The organism is Paenibacillus sp. F411 (assembly GCF_017582705.1).
In the GTDB taxonomy this organism is placed as follows: domain Bacteria; phylum Bacillota; class Bacilli; order Paenibacillales; family Paenibacillaceae; genus Paenibacillus_AQ; species Paenibacillus_AQ algicola.
This window is the reverse complement of record NZ_JAGFIP010000016.1, coordinates 25,831-46,415: the sequence shown is the minus strand read 5'-3', so window position 1 is coordinate 46,415 and position 20,585 is coordinate 25,831. Positions and strand designations below refer to the sequence as shown.

Genomic DNA, 20,585 nt, shown 5'->3' with positions numbered 1-20,585 from the left:
GCTTGCAGACTAGAACGGAAGCGCCTTTTGCTTCTTCTGTCCTTTGCCGCGATTGAGCATATACTGTGCAAGCAGAATCAATATCACGCTGACGAGAATAAGCAGCGTACACAGTGCATTAATCTCCGGCGAGATGCCGCGCTTGACCTGTCCATAAATATAGATCGGCAGCGTGGTAGAGCTGGGTCCCGCCACAAAAAAGCTGACCATAAAATCATCGAGCGACAGCGTAAACGCGATCAGCGCACCGGCAATCATGCCGGGAGCAATTTGCGGCAGGGTCACATGCCGGAAGGTCTGCCAGCCGCTCGCACCCAGATCCATCGCCGCCTCCTCCAGCTGCCTGCCCATATTGGCCAGGCGAGCAGACACCACCACGTACACATACGACAAGCTGAATGTAATGTGGGCGATCATGACCGTGAGCTTGCTGAGCTCCAGCTGCAGCTGGGAGAACAGCACGAGCAGAGACAGCCCCATAATAATATCCGGGATGATGACCGGCAAATACAAGAGTCCGTTCAATCCCCCGCGGCTGCGGCGGCTCAAGGTCCGGAGCGACAAGGCCGCCAGCGTGCCCAGTACCGTGGAGACCGCTGTCGATACCAGTGCAATACTCAGGCTGTTTATCAGCGCCTCCTTCACATGCCGGTTATCCAGCAGCGAGAGGTACCAATCAAACGTAAAGCCTTCCCAGCTGCCGCTGAGCCGCGTGTTATTAAAGGAGTAGAGGACAATCATCAGGATCGGCAAATACAAAAACACCATCATGAGCAAGGAGTGCAGACCTAGCAACGCAGAGCCGCGCTTGTTCAAGATCTCCCCTCCTTCACATTCAGATGCCGGGCCTGCATGGCCCGGTTAAACAGCAGGATCATCACCAGCGAGGTCAGCACAAAAATAACTGACAGCGCGGCACCGAAAGGCCAGTTCCGCGCCCCCTGAAACTGGGCTTGAATGATGTTGCTGAGCATGCTGGATTTGGCGCCGCCCAGAATGTCCGACACGACGAACATGCCAGAGGTAGACACATAAACCAGCACGCAGCCGGTCATCATGCCGGAGCGGCTCTGAGGCAGAGTCACGTATCGGAAAGCTTTCCAGCGGGAAGCGCCCAGATCGGAAGCGGCATCCAGCAGGCGCTTGTCCATCTGCTCCAGTGCAACATAAATCGGCAGCACCATAAATGGAATAAAGTTGTACACCATGCCGAGCAGCACGGCTCCCGGCGTGTACAGCATCTGCAGCGGCTCGGCAATCAAGCCCGTCTCCAGCAGCAGCGTATTGACTACACCCTGCGTTCTCAAGAGAAGCACCCAAGCATAGGTGCGGATCAGGAAATTGATCCAGAACGGTACCGTTACCAGCAGCAGGCCCCAGGTCTGGACACGCGGGGAAGCGTTGGCTATATAGTAGGCCATAGGGTAGCTAATGAGCAGGCAGATAACGGTCGTTAGCACAGACAGCACAATGGTATCCCAGTAAATGCCGATATAGAGAGGGTCAAAAAATGTTTTGTAGCCCTCTATGCTAAACGAGAATTGAAGCTGGCCGAGTGCATTCCGCTGCAGCAGAGAGATGCCGATAACAATCAGCATCGGTACAATCAGAAACAGAGCCATCCACAGCAGCACAGGTGTCAGCAGCAGCTTGTTTCTGTTCATGGCCCAATCACCACTTGATCCGTGTCGTTCCAGCTTAGGCCAATAGAATCTCCGATGTCATACAGGTGCTCTTGGGACAGGTCCAGCGCCAGCGTCACCTTCATCGGCTCCTGATCCAGCTGAACCACCAGCTTGTGCACATTGCCAAGATACTGGATATCTTGAATGACGCCTGCCCTGCGAGCGCGGCTGTCTCCTTGAGGGAGCGGAATCAGCTTCTCCGGCCGGACAGCAAAAAGACCCTCCGGCGCAGAGAATATATTGTTCTCTCCGACAAAGGTCGCGGCGAACAGCGTCTTGGGCGACGCATAAATCTCCCGCGGCGTGCCGATCTGCTCTACCCGGCCTCCGTTCATAATGACGATCCGGTCGGAGAGCATCATCGCCTCCTCCTGATCATGCGTCACGTACACGAACGTAATGCCCAGCGTTCGCTGCAGATGCTTCAGCTCTGACTGCAGGCTTTTGCGCAGCTGCAGATCGAGTGCTCCCAGCGGCTCGTCCAGCAGCAGCACCTTAGGTTTGTTCGCAATGGCCCGGGCAATAGCCACACGCTGCTGCTGGCCGCCGGACAGCTGATGCGGATAGCGCCCCGTGAACGCAGCCAGCTGGGTCATGGCGACAGCCTCATCGACGCGCTTTTTGATTTCGGATTTGGAAAGCTTCTTCATCTTCAGTCCGAAGGCAATATTGTCCGCTACCGTCATATGCGGAAACAACGCGTAGTGCTGAAACACGAGATTCAGATCCCGCTGGTTCGCCGGCTGCTGTGTTACATCCTGCCCTGCGAGCCAGATTTGTCCCTCCGTCGGGTTCTCAAAGCCGGCAATCATGCGGAGAATCGTCGTTTTTCCGCAGCCGCTGGGGCCGAGCAGAGTCAGGAACTCTCCCTCCCGAATGGACAGAGACAGCGGCTGCACGACGGTCTGTCCCTGAAATTGCTTGGTGATCTGGACAAGCTCTATCACAGATAAGTTCCTCCCCTTCCCGTTTCGGAAAACCGTCTTTTTGCGATACCAAGAAAAAAGACCATATCCACACGGTATGGTCCGGACTATAGTCATGGTCGATTTTTGCATATTCACTATACCTTGTTTTGATGCGGTACACAACACTTTTGTCAGATGTAATCTCTTGCAGAGGGCGGTTTTCGCCCCATCCTGTAACAAGCTTCACTCCACGCAAAAAATGCCCGGCTGCACCAAGGGGCAGCCAGGCATCACTTAGGCTCTCATGCGGATCTGCAAGGCATATAGATCCCTTTACTTTAACTCGTACTGTACCTGCAGCTGTGTATTCAGCTTGATTTCGCCCGGCTCCACCGCTGTGGAGGCGAAGTCTGCTGAGGACGACAGCTTGGCTTCGTTTTGTACATATTCAAAACCGTAGTTCTGAACCTGACCTTCTACCACCTGGGTCACCACACCTAACTGGCGTTTAGCGGACTTGGCAATAGCTTGTGCCTTCATCTCTGCATTCGCCATCGCTTTCTCGATCACCTGGGCTTCAAACGCATCGCGGTTTTCCACGGAGAAGCGGACATCGCCAATCGCGTTCGCTCCTGCCTTGGATACGCCATCCAGCAGCTCACCGACCTTGCTGAGATCGCGCAGCGTCACCTGAAGCGAATGGCGGGCCGTGTAGCCTTTAACCTGCTGACCCTCTTTTTCGGTATAGGTATAGTTAGGCTGTACGTGGAACCGCTCGGTTTGAATGTCCTTATCCTGGAGCTTCCAGGTGTTCTTCAGCTCCTTCAGCACCTTATCCATTTTCTCGGCGTTATGCTTCTGGGCCGATTCTGCAGTAGCGGCCGTGGACTCTGCTCCAATGGACAGATAGACGATATCCGGCTTCACCGAAAGCTCGCCCTTACCGATCACCGTCACTCCCTGCTGTGCCGCGGCTTCCACAGCCAGCACCTCTGCCGCACCTCCAGCAGTAGAAAGCACAGCCGCGCCGCCGGTCAGCAGCGAGCCAGCCAGCATGACAGCACCTAAACGCTTGGTCAGACTATTCATGTTAACATCAGCCTCCTTCATCAAATATATGGCAGCCCCTCTACTGTAGCTTGCCTTACTTTTCTGACGAAGCTGTACTGGTAAATGTTGCAGAAGAAAGAGAGTTCTCTAAAGTTTAATCCGGCACTCCTCAATCGACACTCTGCGCTGTTCTCCACTGCGCACCTCATGAGCGACAATCTCCGGCGCATCCTCGCCGGCCTCCACCATTCGCGTGATCAGCCGTGCTCGCAGCTCGTCAGCGACAGTACGGTAGGCCTCCATGCCTGCAAGATTGCTCAGCTCATACGGATCTGCTTCCAGATCATACAATAGCTCCTCAACATACCGGGCAGAGCCTGCATCATCCTTCGGGTGGGCATCCGGCGCGGTCACGGCATACTTCCAGCGCTGCGTCCGAATCGCTCTGCCCACCTGAGATTCGCTGATTTGCACAAGGACCTCCTCCGGCCAGGATACCGGCTGCTTCTGAATAATCGGCAAAATCGAGCGACCCTGCATGTCTGCCGGCACCTCAATGCCAGCGGCGTCGAGCAGGGTCGCAGGCAGGTCCACCAGGCTGACCAGCTCACGCAGTTGTCCGCCTTGCAGGAAGCCAGGGCCATACAGCGCTGTCGGTACGCGAATGGAGCTGTCATGGGCGCTGCGCTTATACTCCTCATTCCGCGTTTTGAAATGACAGCCGTGGTCAGAGGTAAAGAGAATGATTGTACGCGAGGTCAGATTTAGGCTTTTTAGCGCGTCCCGGATTCTTCCCAAGCCCTCATCCAGACGTTTCACCATGCCGTAATAGCCTCCCAGGTGCTGCGGCGAGCTGCCCGTGAGCGCCCGCAGATCCGGCGGTGTCCAGCGGTCCGTATACAGCTCCTCCGAGCCGTCCGGTGCAGGATAATTGTCGGTATGGTTCTGGTGATGAGGCTCTATATAGGATAAGAAAAGAAAGAACGGATGATCCTGATGGGCATCCATGTATCGAATCGCTGCATCGGTCTGGGCATCGACCCGGTATCCTGGCAGCCTGACCTCTTTACAGTCGTTGTCGTACATGACCGTGTTGTAGGCATCCGAGGAGAATTCAAGCACATTGGATGCGAGCCAGTATTCATATCCGCCCCGCTCGTCAGCGGGAACCGGCTCCTGAGACGCCAGATGCCATTTGCCGATGTATCCGGTGTCGTAGCCGGCATCCTTGAAATGATGCGCCAGTGTACGGCGGTCTCGCGGCAGCGGTATGGAATTGCGGTAGCAGCCGCTTGCTGTCGCATACAGGCCAGTCTGCAGACAGGAACGGGCAGGGCCGCAGACCGGCTGGCAGGTGAACATATTATAGACATGCGTCCCTTCTCTTGCCATTCGGTCAAAGTTGGGCGTCAGCCCCAGTGGATTACCATGGACTCCTGTAGTATCCCACCGCTGCTGATCTGTAAAAAAAACGATTACATTAGGCTGTTCATTCGAGCGGGCTGCAGTCATATCAGCACCATCCTTTACTCAGATTCGTTCCTGGCCAGAGGCACAGCAGCATGCTGCTCAAGGCCCAGCCGGATGTACTGCTCTGCCGGCGCCTCCTCGCGGGCCATGACCTCCTGCAGCAGCTTCAGCATTCGCTCCTCTGCGCCCGGATCAGTGATCGGCTCCAGCTGCTGCGGGTCCTGCTCCACGTCAAACAGCATCGTCCGGAGATCATCGATCGGCTTGCCGTGAGCCACCGGTATTTGCAGCACCGGCACGCCCTTCGTGAAGGCAAAAGGCTCGTGCAGCTGAGACGATCTCAGCTCTGCCACCTCAAAGCGGGAGCGCATCCGCGTCGGCATCAGCGTGTAATTATATAACGGTCTGTTGTCTGAAGAAGCCGGTCCCCTCATGTAGACATACCGGCCGTCGGTACAATTCACATGTCCTCCGTGAATGCCGAAGATCGCGGCTTCCCGTACCGGTACATCCTGAGCAATGGTTTGCTGCAGGCAATGTCCTGTCATATCCGGGGGCACCTCAATCCCGAAATAGCGGAGGAGTGTGGGGGCCAGGTCTACATTTTGAACCAGGCTGGAGCGCCGTACTCCGCTTGCCTGTGTCCGCGGGTCCCAGATAAAGAGCGGCATATGGGCAATCTCGTTGTAAAACGGCATATTGCTCTTGGCCCACCAGTCATGCTCCCCCAGCAGGAAGCCATGGTCAGTATTCACAATAAGCATCGTATCCTCCCACATGCCCAGCTCATCCATTAGGTCCAGTACCTTGCCTAAGTAGGCATCGCACATACTTAGCAGTGCCGCATACTCCAGCCGGACATGATCAATCTCCTCCTGCGTCTCTGTCACCCGCCGATACATCGGCCAGTCAAAGTGCTTGCCCTCATACGTGTGAGGGTACAGCTCCCGGTATTTCTCCGGTGCATGAAACGGCTCGTGCGGATCAAAGGTTTCCAGCTGCAGGAACCAGCGGTCCTCGCCATGGTTGCGGCGGATAAATTCCAGCCCGGCCGCAAACGTCTTCGCTTGCGGGAAATCTTCTTCCTGACGGCAATATTGACGATTGATCCAATCCTGGCGGAACATGCCCTGCAGCGGACGGGTCGTTACCGTCTCCGGAGGAACCGGGTCCTTCACATGTCCTTTCCACGGATCGCCCTCCTGGCCCCGAATCAGCTCGAATGAGCTGTACCGGGTGTGATAGGTCGCGCCGCCGTCCTCCCAGTAATGCTGATGATCTGTTACAAGATGGGAATACACGCCATGACGCTTTAGCAGCTCCGGCATAGAGTCATCAAACGGCTCGATCGGCCCCCAGCTGCGATGCAAAAAGTTGTGCCGGCCGGTGTGCAGCTCCCGGCGTGCAGGCATGCATGGCATGCTGCCTACGTAAGCCTGATCGAACACGGCCGTGCGCTCCGCCAGTCGGCGGAAATTCGGTGTATGGGTCCAGTCGCAGCCATAGGGGGACAGCATGCGGCGGTTCAGCGTGTCAAACATGAGCATTACAGCTTTCATGGACATCCCCTCCAGAAGGATTATGATTAGATTTTTACAGATCTCATGAACTGATATATTAGCAAACCTTAGTTGTAATGGATGCTGCTCAGCACACTCACATCATCAAACCGGGAATCACTCCGGTGAGAGAACAGCCCGATGGAGCCGGCGGCAAACTGGGTGTCCGTAGTGGACAGCTCCAGCACTCCGTTCACCCAAAACTCCAGATTGTTTCCGTTCAACACAGCCTTGAACGTATACCATGTGCCAGGATTGAAGGTATACGCTTTGGTGGTCAGATCCGTGTACACCCCGCCAACGGTCTTCTGAATCTTGAGAATATTGCCGTTCGTGGAGTAAGAGAACGTGTACTTATTCGCCGCATCCTGATAGCGCCCCTCCAAGCCAATTCCGGAGTAAGACCCGCCGAAGGCACCTGCCTTCACCCGGGCAGACACCTCGTAATCTGTCCAGGATGCACTTCCTTGTACTGCCCTCGCACTTACCGCCGTCGTATCACTCTGGCGATACGCTTTGCTGCCGTCTGTCATCACAGCCCATGACCCGGTATTCGTCACCCAACCTGATGCGGTCCCCGACTCGAAATCGTCGCTGAACAGCACGGCGGGCGAGGCGCCGCCGGTATCTGGCCCGGTACGAAACATAACCGTTACCTGTGCCTGAGTGCCTCCGGCTTCCGTAAACGTCAGCACTCTGCTGTAGTTCGTATCCGGCGCCAGACTGGAGGGGTCCATGGAGAAATAGATTTCCCGCTCTCCCCGCAGATTGCCTGAAGTCTGCGACAGGGTTAACCCTCCGCCCTGACCGGCAGCGGACCACAGGGTGCTGAGCCCTCCGCCTTGGTTTACCAGCTTGATTTTGTGCATTTGATTCCGGTTGTCTATCGTTTTGGTGCCGATGTCAATGACAGGAGCAGTATATATTTGGGCTGGCGGAATGCTGCCGATGGCGCCGATCTCATTGGTCTCCTCAAATTTGAGGGTAGCTCCTTTTCGAGCGGTCAGCTTCAGCTGCAGCCAGCGTGCCGATACGTTTGCCGGCACCGTAAAGCTGATGGCCTGCTCCCCTTTATTGCCGTAGGGAACATTGATATTGAACGAGCCGCTCTGAAAGCTGGTGTACGTCCCGTTCGCGGGGTTCGTGTAGCCCGCTTCCCAGGCTACCTCAATACCTGTTCCGTCTCTCTGCTCGTCGTTATACACGATAATGGTTCGGGTTGTACTGCTGCCTGCCGCGAAGACCGGAGGATGGACGCCAATCCGGTTCAAGCGGTCTCCTTCCTTATCAAAGGCAGCCACCGGAGAAAATGTATTCTTGGTATATTCGTAAGAATCCGAACGAATGAAGGCAGGATGCGACGAAGAGAAGACATTGAACATGGGCCGCTCGATTTTGGCAGGCTTGATCCCTTTGGCAGAGAGGTCGGTCCATACCGGGTAAATCGTATCCTCAATCACTTCATAAGCGTAAATCCAGTTATGGTAATACCGGATGTCTGCATACCCTGCATAGCGCATACCCCGGACCATGCGATCCGCCGCACGATGCCAGACAGCCTGAGAAACCAAATTATCGTTCATATAATCCTTGGTATTCCCGCTGGTGTAAGCGCCGCTTGCATCCAGCACCGTCCAGCCCTGAGAAGGGGTGTAGGCTTCGCCTTCGCCCTTTGGCTTGGAGGCATTGTTCGTATACAGCCCGTATAAATTGCTGTGGTTCATCCATCCGTCCGGGTACCCGCCGGTATAATGATGGTTCTCCTGATCGTCTGTCGTCGCGTCATCCTGAATGATGGGGCGGGTGGTATCCACCGCCTTGATGGCGTTAGTGACTGCGGGAATCAGCGTATTGGCATTGCCGGGAATATGCTGGAAATTCTCATTTCCGCCGCTCCACATGACAATGCTGGGGTGATTTCTGTTACCAATGACCCATTGCTGAACCCATTTGTTCACATGGTCCATCGCAGCCGGGTTAAAGCTGTGGCGATTGTGATATTGCCAAAAAGGGGTTTCATCAATAATCAGCAGTCCGATTTCATCCGCATAATCGTACAGCTCCCGAATGGCTCCACCAATATGAGTTCGGGCCACATTGTAGACGGCCTTCCACTCATCCATCTGCAATTTAACCTGGGCAATATTCGTGTCCTTATAGGATTCCTTTGCAGAGAGCGCGGTTCCTGCGCCGCTTCTTACATGCCAGTTGGATTGAAGGGAATCGCCTCTCAGATTGGTCTTGATTCCATTCAGCTGATAGTAATTGCTGTTCACCGAAAATTCCCGGAACCCGAAGCGGGTCGCAGAGGAATCCCTTGTAACGCCTCCCTGTACCAAGGAGGTATTCAGGCTGTACAGCTTGGGATCATGCGTCCACCAATACTTGGCATCGGTCCAGGGTACATTGGACAGCGATACCGTTTGGCTGCTATTCGCAGCCAGGGTTACGGTGCGGTCGCCAAAGCTTTTTTCCAGGCTCCCGCCGATCAAAGACGCACTATTCGTTACGGTCACGCTCTGACTAGAGGAGGTCGCATTCGTAACGGTCACGTATACAGAGATGGTATCATCAGCTGCATTACTGTTATTGTTCAGATCAGTAAGGATATGGGTGTCTGAAATGTACACCTTCGGATACGCGATGAGCTCGACATCATCGGTAATGCCACGGCCCTGACCCCAGGACCGATCATCTACGCCTACCGGGTACAGAGATTGTCCACTGGCATCCACCGCATCCGCAGGCAGCTGGTTCGAGCTCCACACCCTCACCTCCACCGCATTGCTTCCACCCACTTGAGCGACAGCCGTAATATTCAGCTTGTAGGGAAGCCGCGTCATTAAATAGCCGTCCGTTTCGGTAGCTAGCGGAACACCGTTCACCAGCACCTTGGCCAGCGGAGCTACCTGCTCAAAGGATAAAAAGATTTCTTTTCCCGCCATCGAGGAAGGCACGGTAAAGCTGCTTCGGTAAATCCCGTGATTCAGCGATTCCCAGCTCGCCGGGTACCCGAAATCGTCAGGACTGTCCCAGTAGGAGGGAACCCGTATATCATGCCGGGCAGCTCCGCCATTAGGGTAAAAATCCCATATTCCGTTTAACGATACGTTCTCACGGTCATGTGCACCTGCATGTGCTGGAGTCGGAAAGGTAACCATGGGCAGCATGGCCAATACCATGCTGATTACGATCAAAAGTGAGAGTGCTTTCAGGGAGTGAACTTGACTACCCATACGCTTGACCTCCTTTTAATGGTCGTTCCGTACCACGGAGTGCTCATCCAGATTCAGTGTCGAGGAAGCTCCGTCTGCGGAGCGGATCGTGATCTGCAGTCGTTTGCCGCTCTCCTCGATCAAGGCGTTCGTAATGCTCACCTCCTTCTCATCATAGATGATGCTCAAGAGACATGCATTGTCCTGAATCACCCCCTTTACGGAAACGGCCAGCGTTGGCGCTTTGGTTCCGTATTGCTGCGCAATAAAGGCCTCACCCACACGGCTTCTGGCCTGGCTGAAGGTGCCGTCTGTGTACCATCTCATCGTCAGCTGGCGACCTCCACCAGCCAGATGAAGCGGCTGCACGCCCTCGTCCGGCTCTGCGGCCGGGACTGCCAGCCAGCCCTCCTGCAGCTGAAACCGCTGCTCCGCCTCGTGCGTGCCGGTGCCCTGCAGCCAGTCGGCAAGGATGATAAGCGGCAGCTGACGGTCCACATACAGCCAGCGGCGGTGGCGGACCGGTGAAGCCAGGCGTTCATAGCCATTATGAGCCGCATCCACCAGCTCATACTGCTCCGTGCTCAGATGACGGTATACTGTCGGCACGGCCTCGGGCTCTGCCCATTGCTGGGTGGAGGCATACGGGGTCTGATCCAAGCCATCAATCGTTACCGTATTGTGCGCATAGGTTGATTTGAAGTATCTCCGCCATTCCCCCTCTTGGTACGTGTATCTGCCCGGGTCCACGAATACCAGCTGGCCATCCAGCGCCCATTCGAAGGAGAGGCAATCGGCATGCCCGTGAGCATCGCCCAGCGGACCGGCATCAAAGGCCAGATAATGTCTGGATGAGCGCATGATGTAGTAGCCGGCATCAGGAAATACAGTGCTGACCCCATTTGAAGGGGTATGCCGTGACTCCTGGATGGCGTTAAAAGCGGCCTCATAGGCCTCCGGCCCAAGCTGCCACAAGGCATCTGCGGACAGCTCACCTAGTGCCAGCAGCGAGGAATCCTCCAGCAGTGCCCCGGCCAGACCGATCATATAGCGCCCGCTCTTGCTCCAGTCCGAATCCGACCAAGGTGTACAGGTGCCATCCGGGCGGGTAATGGCCGCCACATAACGTGCCATGCGCTCCAGCCGGTCTCCGAACAGAGAAGGAAGGACATAGCCCAGGCGCGCTCCCATCAGCGCCGGAAGCAGAAACAGGTTCATGCTCGAAATATGATAAGAGGTCGCCATTTCGTTGTGCACTCCGTCAGGCAGCACCTGCCGCAGCAGGCACAGCTCCAGCCGCTCCGCAGCAAGCTGACGCCACATCGGAGCCTCCGGTGCAGCCGGCAGGCATATGCCGAGAAAGAACAAGCCCTGCATATGTATGGAGGCATGATTCATGTCCGGCGTACCGAAGTAGGCTGTCAAGTAACGAGCATGCTGACGCAGCGACGCCTCCAGCTTCCCCTGGAAGCTGCCTTCCTGCAGCACCCGGCTTCTCTGCAGCAGCGTTGCACCCCAGAGCCAGCTGTGTGCCCGCATGCTGACCTCCAGCAGACGCCACGGCCCGCGTTTTTGAAAATACGCTGCGGCCTCATATGCCTCTCCCTCCGGCATCGGATTTTGTTCAATCCAGGTGATTACATCGCGCTGAAACACCTCCGCGTAGCTCTCCTCACCGGTCAGCAGGTATGCAATCCCCAAACTCATGACATGCAGGTGACGGTTCAGAATCCATTCGAATTCCAGATCCTCCGTGGGATTTACACTCCAGCTGGGCGGAACTCCAATCGGCACAAATTCACGCGCAGCCATGGAAAAAGGTACTTTATAGCAGCCCGTGACAGCCATGTCAGCGGTCTGCATCGCCTGCTCCAGCTCATCTGCGAAATGCTTTTTATAGATCTGTATGGCTTTGGCCAGCTCTCCTTCGCTCAGAAAATACCGGAGTCCGCCAACATGGATGCTCTGTTCATCTGTATTCAAAGTCTTCATTGCCGTTTGCCTCATTTCTGTCAGCATTTATGCTTGCATAGTGTGGAACGCTTTGTGGAGCTGCCTGTGGAATCGGTGTCATGATCATGCGGCCCGGCAGGTGCGAAAGAAGGGCTTCAGAGATGGTCATCTCCAAGCCCTGCCGTCGCCAGCCCTATTCCAACCTTATTTCATGGACGAATACCATTCATTAGCTTCCTTCTCCAGCTGCTCGCCACCCGCCTTACGCCACTTCCCTACAAATTCATCAAAGTAGCTGATCGGCTTGTCGCCAGTAATGATCGAAATGTAGGCCTCATCCTGCAGCTTGTCGAGCTCCGCACGGTATTTGCCTTCTGACTCCAGCGCCGTGAACAGCTCGTTCTGGATGCCGCCCTCGTCCAGCTTATGCTCTGCGCCGAATTCATTTCTCATCTTGTTGTCCACATCCTGATGCTCCAGCATCTGGAACGGATTGATAACCAGGTGACCGCCAAGCTTCGCCATTGCGGCTGCATTATGCTCAGGATCGATCGGAGTAGCTACCTTAACACCATCCTCATCCTGGTAATGCCAGTGCTTGTTCTCCATGCCGTACCACATAATGCTGCGCTCTTGATAAGTAGCGTTCATCGTCTCCAGCATCTCCAGCATGCGGATCATCTTGTCTGGGTCCTTCTCCACTTGCTTGCCAAAGCTCACAAAGCTGCCGCTCATCATATTTTGCTGCCACATGCCCCGCTTTCCATCCTCGCCAACCGGCGGCTCGCCCTGCACGAGAGCTTCCGCTGCAGCGCTGTTCAGCTTGCCCAGCTCCGTATTGTTCGGACCTGCATTTCTGCTGCCCAGCTGCGGAATCCAGTGATAGAAGTAGCCCTGGCCAGATGTACCGATACGTCCGTTAATAAACGCATGGGTCAGTGCCCAGTTGCCGCCCTGGTTTTCCCCTGTAATAAATTCCGGATCAATAATGCCGTCCTTAAACCATTGGTTCAGCATCGTAAGCGCTTCCTTCATTTCCGGCTGAATCGCGGAGTAGACGAGCTTGTCATCCCGAACCTGCCAGATCATCTTGTCATTGCCTTTGTCCCCGTTGAAGATATCCGGCATATAGCCGAAGGCGCCAAAGACTGCAGCCATCGCAGAATAGGATAGACCGTACGTGTCCTTCTTGCCGTTGCCGTCCGGGTCCTCCGTTGCAAATTTATACATGAGCTCCTCAAATTGTTCAAGGGTCTTCGGTGCCTCTTCGACCCCGACGTTCTTCATCCAGTCGCCCCGATACACAAGCGGTGCCCGGTGCTGACCCTGTGGAACGACATACGGAATGCCATACAGCTTGCCGTCAATTTTGGAATATTCAAAAATACCAGGAAAGCTCTTCTCTAGGCTGGCATACAGCGTCGGCGCATGCTGCTTCAGCAGGTCCTCCGGAATTTCTGCAAGTACATCGGACTTGATATATTTCTGCAGTGAGCCGAAGCTGCGCACCTGCATCCGGTCGGGAATTTCACCGGAAGCGAACTTCAGGTTCAGAAGCTCCTCGTATTTGTTATTCTCGATGTTCAGAATGTCGAGCTCCACGTTGTATTTTTCATTGGCATACTTCACAAGCTCCCCATCTTTGTCTGTCGGGCCGATGTGATAGGATGCGATGGAAAGGGTATGCTTCTTGTCCTTTTCCTCCTCTACAGCCGGTGTACTTGGGCTGCTCGTTCCGCCTTGCCCCGCACTCGTGCTTTCCTTGGAGCAGCCGGATACGATCAGAGCTGACGACAGCAGCAGTGCAGCAGAGCCTCGAAGCCATACAGACGCTTTGTTTTTCATGTTTCATGGACCTCCCTGAATAAATTATTATCCTTTTAATGAGCCTACAAGAATTCCTTTTACGAAATGCTTTTGCAGGAAAGGGTAGAACAGGATAATCGGAATCGTCGTTACCATCACCGTCGCCGCTTTGATGGTCTCCGGGTTGGCAACCTCCTCAGCATCGTTCAGATTCATCATCTGCTGCGTACCCTCCAGAACGATTCGGCGCATGACAACCTGCAGCACCTGATTGTTCGGATCGGTAATATAGATGAGGGAATCGAACCACGCATTCCAATGCCATACCGCGGTCCACAGAACGACCGTAGCCAGAATTGGCATGGAGAGCGGAATCACAATCCGGAACAGAATGACAATGTCATTGGCACCGTCAATCTTGGCAGACTCCTCCAGGCTTTCCGGCAGCGCCATGAAGAAGTTACGGCAAATAATCATATGAAAGGTATGAAGAAGTGTCGGGAGCACGAGCGCCCAGGTCGTATTCATCATCCCCAGTGACTTAACGAGCAGGAACAGCGGGATGAGACCGCCGCTGAAGAACATCGTAAAGACAACAAACATCGTCCAGAAATTCCGGTGCGGAAAATGCCGCTTGGCCAGCGGATACGCTGTACATACGGTTACGATCAACGTCAGCGCCGTTCCCAGGGCCGTCCTTATGATCGTATTGCCGAAGCCCGCCAGCACGAACTCATTGGACAGCACCTTTGCGTAATTGTCCAGCGTCCACGTCTCCGGCAGCAGCCGAACGGTCGCGAACGACGATTCCGGCGAGCTGAAGGAGAGGGTGAACAGGAACAGGAACGGGTATAGCATACTTATACATAATAGAATGAGCAGTGCGTAGTTAAATACGTCAAACGCTACACTCGATAAACTCCATCTGTGCTTCATTGCAGCTTCCCTCCTACCACAAGCCGTAGTCGTTCACCCGTTTCACTATGGCGTTCGTAATGACGATCAATGTAAAGGCGACGACGTTCTTGAACAAACCCACTGCTGTTGCAAAGCTGTACTCCATATCGACCAGACCTCTTCGATAGGTGTAGGTGCTCAGGACGTCCCCGACTTCATACACCGCCGAGTTGTACATATTGAAGACCTGGTCGAAGTCGTCGTTCACCAGCTTGCCGATGGCAAAAATAAACATAATCGTAATAACCGGCATCATCGAAGGAAGCGTAATAAAGCGGATGTTATGATAACGATTCGCTCCATCTACCTTGGATGCCTCGTACAGCTCGGGATTAATACCTGTAAGCGCTGCCAAATAAATGATCGAGCTCCAGCCGATTTCTTTCCACATGTCGGTAACGACCAGGACCGTACGGAACCACTTCGGATCGGCCATGAAGTAGATGGGATCGAAGCCCAGCCATTTAATCACGGCATTCAGCGGTCCGATAGACGGGGACAGAAACTGGATGAATAAGGATGCGATCACGACCCAGGATAGAAAATGGGGCATGTAGCTCACCGTCTGGACAATCCGCTTGAAGAACACCAGCCGGATCTCATTCAACAGAATTGCCAGGATGATCGGAGCCGGGAAGCCGAACAGCAGCTTATACGCACTAATAATAAGCGTATTGCGAAACACCTGCCAGAAGCTCTCCATCCCGAAAATGTCCCGGAAGTGCTCCAGACCAACCCACTCGCTCCCCCAGATCCCTTTACTGAACACATAATCCTTGAAAGCGATCTGGAGTCCGTAGATCGGTACATAATGGAACATGACATAATAGAGGAAAGCCGGCAGAAACAACAGCACCAGATATTTGTGTCTGACATAGGGGCGAAGTGCAGGCAGCTTCAGCTTATTCATATGTTGTTCACCTCGTCTTTCATCGCGGTTTAGCGTGCATCCCGCTTGCGTAGCCTAACTATATCGGCCCTGATGCTTGTTGAACATCGTAAACATTCGCAGGCATATAAAAATGCGTCATTTCGGCAATATAAACATTTCCACCTCATAATAAAAAGCGACGGAATGCCGCGAATCCATTGACTTTTATCCACTTATTTCCTACATTTTAAAGACTACGTACGATAAGGGGGAGGATCGATGCTAACGAAACTGCGGCGCAGAAGCAATTTCTTCTTCCGGCTCATTCTGTCGTACATCCTGCTGCTCGTGCTTGCGGTTGTGCTGGTAGGCTACGGCTCGTATCTGCAGTTCACGGAGCAGTATAATGAGCAGGTTCAGCAGGTCAATGAGCGGATTCTGAGCCAATGGAGCGCAACGATTGACATGTCGATTGTCCAGAAAGCGGAATCCATCTACCTGGGGCTTGTCACCGACTCCTTCCAAAATTCCGACCTGCTGCATCTGTTCACCAATACCGCCGACGGACAGTATACCAAGATCCGGAACGTCCAGAGCTTGCTGTCTACAGCCGCGGCCACCGCACCGGACATTGTAGAGTCCGTGGACATGTACGTGCTGGGCTCGTCCCTGCGGGTATCGTCGCTGCGCGGCGTCACGTACGGGAATGATCCGGCCTCTGACAGCAAGCAGAAGCTGGAGTGGATTACCACCGCGGCCGAAACAGGCCCGACCTCCTTGTGGCTGCTGACCGACGCCGAGACGCGGCTGGCAGGGCAGCAGCCTGCCAAGCGGCTCACCTTCCTCCGGCCTTATCCCCTGGTAGCCGACCGCTCAAAGCAGCGCGGCTTTATCGCGATTCATATGCATGCCCAGCTGATCGATCAGCTGATTGCCAATAAATCATCCAATGACGAGAGCAGCACGCTCCTGCTGGATGCCTCCGGGAAGGTGCTCGCCTCCAGCGCGCCTTTTTTGCCCAGTGAGGGCTGGGATGACATGGTAAGTCGCATTGTGAATGAGCCCCAGCCCAGCCTGCACCAGCTTGTCGATCTTGGCGGCCAGGCTACCATTGCCGGCTACCAGACCCTGCCTTACTATGGCTGGAGGCTTGTCAGCTTCACCCCCGTGGAGGAGTTCTACAGCAAGGGCCGCCGCATTCGCAACAATGTGCTGTTTACGAGCCTGGCGGTCATTGCCATCGGCCTGCTGCTGGCGCATATCTTCGCCTCCCGCTTCTACAACCCGGTACGGACCATTGTAACCTCCGCCCGGGCGTGGCTGGAGCAGGATCATGCCGAGGTGAAGCGGAAAGAGAACAGCTCCTCCAATGAGTTCCTGATGATTAATGAGATGATTGGCGGCTTGTCTGTTCAGGTGAACGAGCTGCAGCGCACGCTGAGCTCGAACCTGCCGGTCATGAAGCATAATTTCGTATATGGATTGCTGCTGCAGGGCTATACATCGAATGAAGAGGTCAGCGCTCGCCTGAAGCTGCTGCGCTCCTCCTTCCCTTTCAGCCGCTACACAGCGGTTCAGATTCAGCTTCCTCCGCAGCAGATGATTGAGATGGACACGGAAACCCGAGAGTTTGTGAAGTTCTATGTCATGGGTAAAGCGGAGGAGCAGCTCAGCCATGATACCATGCGGGTCATGGCCGCGGACCTGCCGGGCGATATTATCGGCATCGTCGTCAATCTGGAGGAGCCCGCCATGAGCACTCTGGCAGAGCGTTGTCAGGATCTCGTGTCTGTCATCTACGCCAACTTTATGGTCGAGGCTACGGTGCTGCTCGGCAGCACTGTAGAATCCGCACTCGCGCTCCCCGACTCCTATAAGCAGACGGAGAAGCTGTCAAGCTATCTGTACTACCTGCCGCGAGTGCAAGCGGTGTATGAGGTTGAGCTGCTCCGCCGGGAGGAGAGTCAGGAGGAGATTCCGGAGGAGCTTGTAGACAGCTTCGCCAAGAGCCTTCGCAGCCGCCAGCCGGAGGTGACGGAGCAGGCCTTGCTGCTGATCATCGAGCATATGGCCAAGGGAAGCTACTCCCTGCATCATTGCGAGCAGCGCTGGTCGGAGACGATTAATGCTTTTTACGGCTACCTGAAAGAAATGAACTTCCGCTCCAAGGATATTGTGTCTGCTTATATGCAGGAGGAGCTGAAGGAGGTCAAGCACATTGTCGAGTTTCAGCAGCTGCTGTTCCGGATGATCGTCAAGACCTGGACGATGCTGGAGAAGAAGAGCAATGACCGGACTTACGAGGTCGTGGATCGGGTTAAATCCTACATTGAGGAGCAGTACCATATGCCGCTGTCCCTGGATTATTTAGCAGACCTCGTGCAGACCAGCCCGCGTTACTTGAGCAAAATCTTCAAGGATGAGACCGGCATGAACTTCGTGGACTACCTCAATTCGGTCCGTATGGACCGGGCAAAGGAGCTGCTGCTTACGACCGAGCTGACTGTTGAGGACATCTCCAGCAAAACCGGCTTCAACAGCTCTGCTTACTTCATCCGCAAATTCCGTGAAGCGCATGGAACCACCCCCAAAATGTTTCGGCAAATGCAGCAGTAGGACGCTGCGTTACACATACTGAATATCGCCACACCGACAATGGGGCCGCCTTCAAGATCCAAGGATCTTGAGGGCGGCCCCATCATGCGCTACAGCGGTGTCGTTAGTGCCAGCGCAGCGCTAATATTAAAAAAGCCTTGATGCTCAAGGCTTTTCCTTACTTATGTCACAGTGGACGGCGGAGCCGTCCTTCATTACTGATTCTCCAGCTCTTCTTTGCTCACCAGGTTCACTAAGGAAGTAACCGCCTGCTCCGCGTCAGCGCCATCGGCGCTGATATAAACCTCAGTACCCGAACTGATGGCAAGGCTCATGATGCCCATAATACTTTTGGCGTTCACTTTTTTATCATCTTTTTCCACGAAAATTTCAGATGAATATTTATTCGCTTCTTGAACGAACAACGCGGCCGGTCTGGCATGTAGACCCGTCTTCAGCCGAACAACTACCGGGTGCTTGGTCATGGAAAGTTTACCCCCTATTTATAAAATCTTGATTACCTTTTTCAGCCTTCACATTTCTAATATTATACCATCTTACCATACAGGACACTAGTTTATAAAGCTTCAGCCGTTTCGGATTTTTTCCGCCAGCTCGTCAATCTTGCGCAGCCTGTGGTTCACTCCCGACTTGCTGACGGTTCCCTTCAGCAGCTCTCCGACCTCTTTCAGATTCATATCGGGATGCTGAAGCCTGATCTCGGCGACCTCGCGGAGCTTATCTGGCAGCTTGTCGAGGCCGACCTCTCGTTGAAGCAGCTTGATGTTCTCAATCTGCCGGATGGCGGCACCGATCGTCTTGTTCAGATTCGCCGTTTCACAATTCACGATCCGGTTCACCGAATTGCGCATGTCCCGCATGATGCGGACATCCTCGAATTTGAACAGCGCCTGATGGGCCCCGATCAGATTCAGGAACTCGATAATCTTCTCGCCTTCCTTGATGTAGAAGATGAACCCCTTCTTGCGCTCGATACAGCGCGCGTTCAGGTGAAATTCATTCGCCAGATCGACCAGGGCCTGACAGTGCTCCTCATACATGGAGGCAATCTCCAGATGATAAGAGGAGCCCTCCGGATTGTTCACCGAGCCTCCGGCCATAAAGGCGCCGCGCAGGTAAGCGCGTTTACAGCAATTTTTGCGGATAATTTGATCATCAATCCGGGGAAGAAACAGAAAGCCCTCGGACACAATATGGAGTCCCTTTAAAATTTCCTGAACCTGAGCGGGAATCCGGACGATATATACATTATTCTTCTTCAAGCGCATTTTTTTACGCACCAGGAGCTCCGTATGCACTTGAAAATGCTTCTTGATCAAGGAATAAATCCGCCTTGCAATCGCGGCATTTTCTGTCGATATGTCCAGAACGATCTTCTTGCTGGATAGCTGAACGGATCCGTTCATGCGAATGAGCGCGGACAGCTCGGCTTTCTCGCAGCAGCTCTGGCTTTCGATCATGGTTAGTTCTTTTTTGGTTTGAGCCGCAAAAGACAAGGGACTCACCTCTCTCTGGAAATCCAGTCGTTCACCAGCTGGTAAATATGCTGGCTCAGACGTTCCGCATCATGACGGAGGTAGGTCCGGAACAGCACGAGCTTGTCGGCAATCAGCTTGTAGCCCCGGCTCGTGACCTCATCCCGGTCCAGAAGCACGGGCTTCGCCCCCTGCTCCGCATACTGATCCTGGACCTGTGGCGGAATTTCTCCGTCATTGACGATCACATAGTCAAACAGATGAAGGCCTATATGATCATAAATGGCCTGGAGATGATCACCGACCGTATAATTGTCGGTTTCTCCGGGCTGTGTCATAACATTACATACAAATATTTTTATAGCCTTGGACTGTACTACTGCTTCCGCGAGCTTCGGCACGAGCAGATTGGGAAGAATGCTCGTATACAGGCTTCCCGGTCCGATCAGAATCGCATCCGCCTGCATGACAGCCTCCAGCGCTTCCGGCAGCGGCTCCACTTCCTCCGGCTCCAGAAATACGCGCTTGATAACGCCTCCAGCCTCCGGAATCTTGGATTCCCCGGAAACGATACTGCCGTCCTCCATCTCCGCATGCAGCACCACGCCCTCGCCAGCCGCAGGCAAAACCGCTCCACGACAGACGAAAACCCGGCTCATCTCCTTGACCGCGGTTACAAAGTCACCGTGCATGTCGGTGAGCGCTGCCAGGATCAGATTGCCGAGGCTGTGGCCTGCCAGATTGGAGCCGGCGCTGAAGCGGTACTTCAGAATATCCGCCAGCAGCGGCTCAACATCGGCAAGCGCCGTTAATACGTTCCGAATATCTCCCGGAGGAGGCATCTGCAGCTCACTGCGAAGAATGCCGGAGCTGCCTCCATCATCGGCTACAGTGACGATTGCTGTGATGTCGAGCGGCTTCTCTTTAAGCCCCCGAAGCATGACAGACAGTCCTGTTCCGCCCCCCATCACGACGATGCGGGGACGCTTTCCGGCTGTTTGAGCCACATTCATCACTTCC

General features: G+C 54.4%; 15 protein-coding genes. 1 reads left to right on the top strand and 14 read right to left on the bottom strand.

Translation table 11 applies throughout. The annotated features are described in order from the left end of the window. Positions 1-9: 9 nt before the first annotated feature. The 11 genes from JJQ72_RS15840 to JJQ72_RS15790 form a co-directional block, all read right to left on the bottom strand. Entirely contained in the window at positions 10-771 is a 762-nt protein-coding gene (locus JJQ72_RS15840; RefSeq protein ID WP_138227560.1) for an ABC transporter permease, read from the bottom strand. 41 nt (positions 772-812) lie between these two features. Next, on the bottom strand, positions 813-1,664 hold the full coding sequence (locus tag JJQ72_RS15835; protein ID WP_138224048.1) for an ABC transporter permease: 852 nt from the start codon (positions 1,662-1,664) through the stop codon (positions 813-815). Further along, complete coding sequence (locus JJQ72_RS15830) at positions 1,661-2,632, bottom strand: ABC transporter ATP-binding protein (protein ID WP_347880766.1); 972 nt, start codon at positions 2,630-2,632, stop codon at positions 1,661-1,663. Before JJQ72_RS15830 ends, JJQ72_RS15835 begins: the two co-directional genes overlap by 4 nt. 294 nt (positions 2,633-2,926) lie before the next feature. Next, positions 2,927-3,682 (bottom strand): SIMPL domain-containing protein, encoded by a 756-nt coding sequence (locus JJQ72_RS15825; protein WP_138224046.1) that lies wholly within the window; start codon positions 3,680-3,682, stop codon positions 2,927-2,929. A 108-nt stretch (positions 3,683-3,790) separates the two neighbouring features. Beyond that, positions 3,791-5,155 carry a sulfatase family protein gene (locus JJQ72_RS15820; protein WP_208204276.1) on the bottom strand — a complete coding sequence of 455 codons (1,365 nt, stop codon included), beginning with the start codon at positions 5,153-5,155 and terminating at the stop codon, positions 3,791-3,793. Between the two features lie 14 nt (positions 5,156-5,169). Next, positions 5,170-6,672, bottom strand: coding sequence for a sulfatase (locus JJQ72_RS15815; RefSeq protein ID WP_208204275.1), 1,503 nt, complete (start codon positions 6,670-6,672; stop codon positions 5,170-5,172). Positions 6,673-6,740: 68 nt separating this feature from the next. Continuing rightward, positions 6,741-9,908 (bottom strand): 3-keto-alpha-glucoside-1,2-lyase-like domain-containing protein, encoded by a 3,168-nt coding sequence (locus tag JJQ72_RS15810; protein ID WP_208204274.1) that lies wholly within the window; start codon positions 9,906-9,908, stop codon positions 6,741-6,743. Positions 9,909-9,923: 15 nt separating this feature from the next. Next, positions 9,924-11,879, bottom strand: a complete 1,956-nt coding sequence (locus tag JJQ72_RS15805) for a heparinase II/III family protein (RefSeq protein WP_208204273.1) — start codon at positions 11,877-11,879, stop codon at positions 9,924-9,926. 165 nt (positions 11,880-12,044) lie between these two features. Next, positions 12,045-13,685: an extracellular solute-binding protein gene (locus JJQ72_RS15800; RefSeq protein ID WP_208204272.1), complete on the bottom strand. Its 1,641-nt coding sequence runs from the start codon at positions 13,683-13,685 to the stop codon at positions 12,045-12,047. A gap of 27 nt (positions 13,686-13,712) precedes the next feature. After that, positions 13,713-14,582, bottom strand: a complete 870-nt coding sequence (locus tag JJQ72_RS15795) for a carbohydrate ABC transporter permease (RefSeq protein ID WP_138224040.1) — start codon at positions 14,580-14,582, stop codon at positions 13,713-13,715. 13 nt (positions 14,583-14,595) lie between these two features. Beyond that, positions 14,596-15,513 carry an ABC transporter permease gene (locus tag JJQ72_RS15790; protein WP_138224039.1) on the bottom strand — a complete coding sequence of 306 codons (918 nt, stop codon included), beginning with the start codon at positions 15,511-15,513 and terminating at the stop codon, positions 14,596-14,598. Positions 15,514-15,753: 240 nt separating this feature from the next. Between JJQ72_RS15790 and JJQ72_RS15785 the strand changes: the two genes are divergently transcribed. Beyond that, entirely contained in the window at positions 15,754-18,090 is a 2,337-nt protein-coding gene (locus JJQ72_RS15785) for an AraC family transcriptional regulator (RefSeq protein ID WP_208204271.1), read from the top strand. A gap of 194 nt (positions 18,091-18,284) precedes the next feature. Here JJQ72_RS15785 and JJQ72_RS15780 read toward each other — a convergent pair whose 3' ends face one another. From JJQ72_RS15780 to JJQ72_RS15770, 3 genes are all read right to left on the bottom strand, one after another. After that, the gene (locus tag JJQ72_RS15780) at positions 18,285-18,554 is read right to left on the bottom strand and encodes an HPr family phosphocarrier protein (protein WP_138224037.1); all 270 of its coding nucleotides are present in this window, start codon (positions 18,552-18,554) and stop codon (positions 18,285-18,287) included. Between the two features lie 102 nt (positions 18,555-18,656). Beyond that, the gene (whiA, locus tag JJQ72_RS15775; protein ID WP_138224036.1) at positions 18,657-19,586 is read right to left on the bottom strand and encodes a DNA-binding protein WhiA; all 930 of its coding nucleotides are present in this window, start codon (positions 19,584-19,586) and stop codon (positions 18,657-18,659) included. 5 nt (positions 19,587-19,591) lie between these two features. Then, positions 19,592-20,578, bottom strand: a complete 987-nt coding sequence (locus JJQ72_RS15770; RefSeq protein WP_175415121.1) for a gluconeogenesis factor YvcK family protein — start codon at positions 20,576-20,578, stop codon at positions 19,592-19,594. Between the last annotated feature and the right edge of the window lie 7 nt (positions 20,579-20,585).

Coding starts and splice junctions, on each gene's coding strand:
- JJQ72_RS15835 (WP_138224048.1), bottom strand. CDS start 1,664: ATGAACAGAAACAAGCTGCTGCTGACACCTGTGCTGCTGTGGATGGCT.
- JJQ72_RS15785 (WP_208204271.1), top strand. CDS start 15,754: ATGCTAACGAAACTGCGGCGCAGAAGCAATTTCTTCTTCCGGCTCATT.
- JJQ72_RS15815 (WP_208204275.1), bottom strand. CDS start 6,672: ATGAAAGCTGTAATGCTCATGTTTGACACGCTGAACCGCCGCATGCTG.
- JJQ72_RS15810 (WP_208204274.1), bottom strand. CDS start 9,908: ATGGGTAGTCAAGTTCACTCCCTGAAAGCACTCTCACTTTTGATCGTA.
- JJQ72_RS15790 (WP_138224039.1), bottom strand. CDS start 15,513: ATGAATAAGCTGAAGCTGCCTGCACTTCGCCCCTATGTCAGACACAAA.
- JJQ72_RS15805 (WP_208204273.1), bottom strand. CDS start 11,879: ATGAAGACTTTGAATACAGATGAACAGAGCATCCATGTTGGCGGACTC.
- JJQ72_RS15820 (WP_208204276.1), bottom strand. CDS start 5,155: ATGACTGCAGCCCGCTCGAATGAACAGCCTAATGTAATCGTTTTTTTT.
- JJQ72_RS15800 (WP_208204272.1), bottom strand. CDS start 13,685: ATGAAAAACAAAGCGTCTGTATGGCTTCGAGGCTCTGCTGCACTGCTG.
- JJQ72_RS15780 (WP_138224037.1), bottom strand. CDS start 18,554: ATGACCAAGCACCCGGTAGTTGTTCGGCTGAAGACGGGTCTACATGCC.
- JJQ72_RS15825 (WP_138224046.1), bottom strand. CDS start 3,682: ATGAATAGTCTGACCAAGCGTTTAGGTGCTGTCATGCTGGCTGGCTCG.
- JJQ72_RS15795 (WP_138224040.1), bottom strand. CDS start 14,582: ATGAAGCACAGATGGAGTTTATCGAGTGTAGCGTTTGACGTATTTAAC.
- JJQ72_RS15770 (WP_175415121.1), bottom strand. CDS start 20,578: ATGAATGTGGCTCAAACAGCCGGAAAGCGTCCCCGCATCGTCGTGATG.
- JJQ72_RS15840 (WP_138227560.1), bottom strand. CDS start 771: ATGATGGTGTTTTTGTATTTGCCGATCCTGATGATTGTCCTCTACTCC.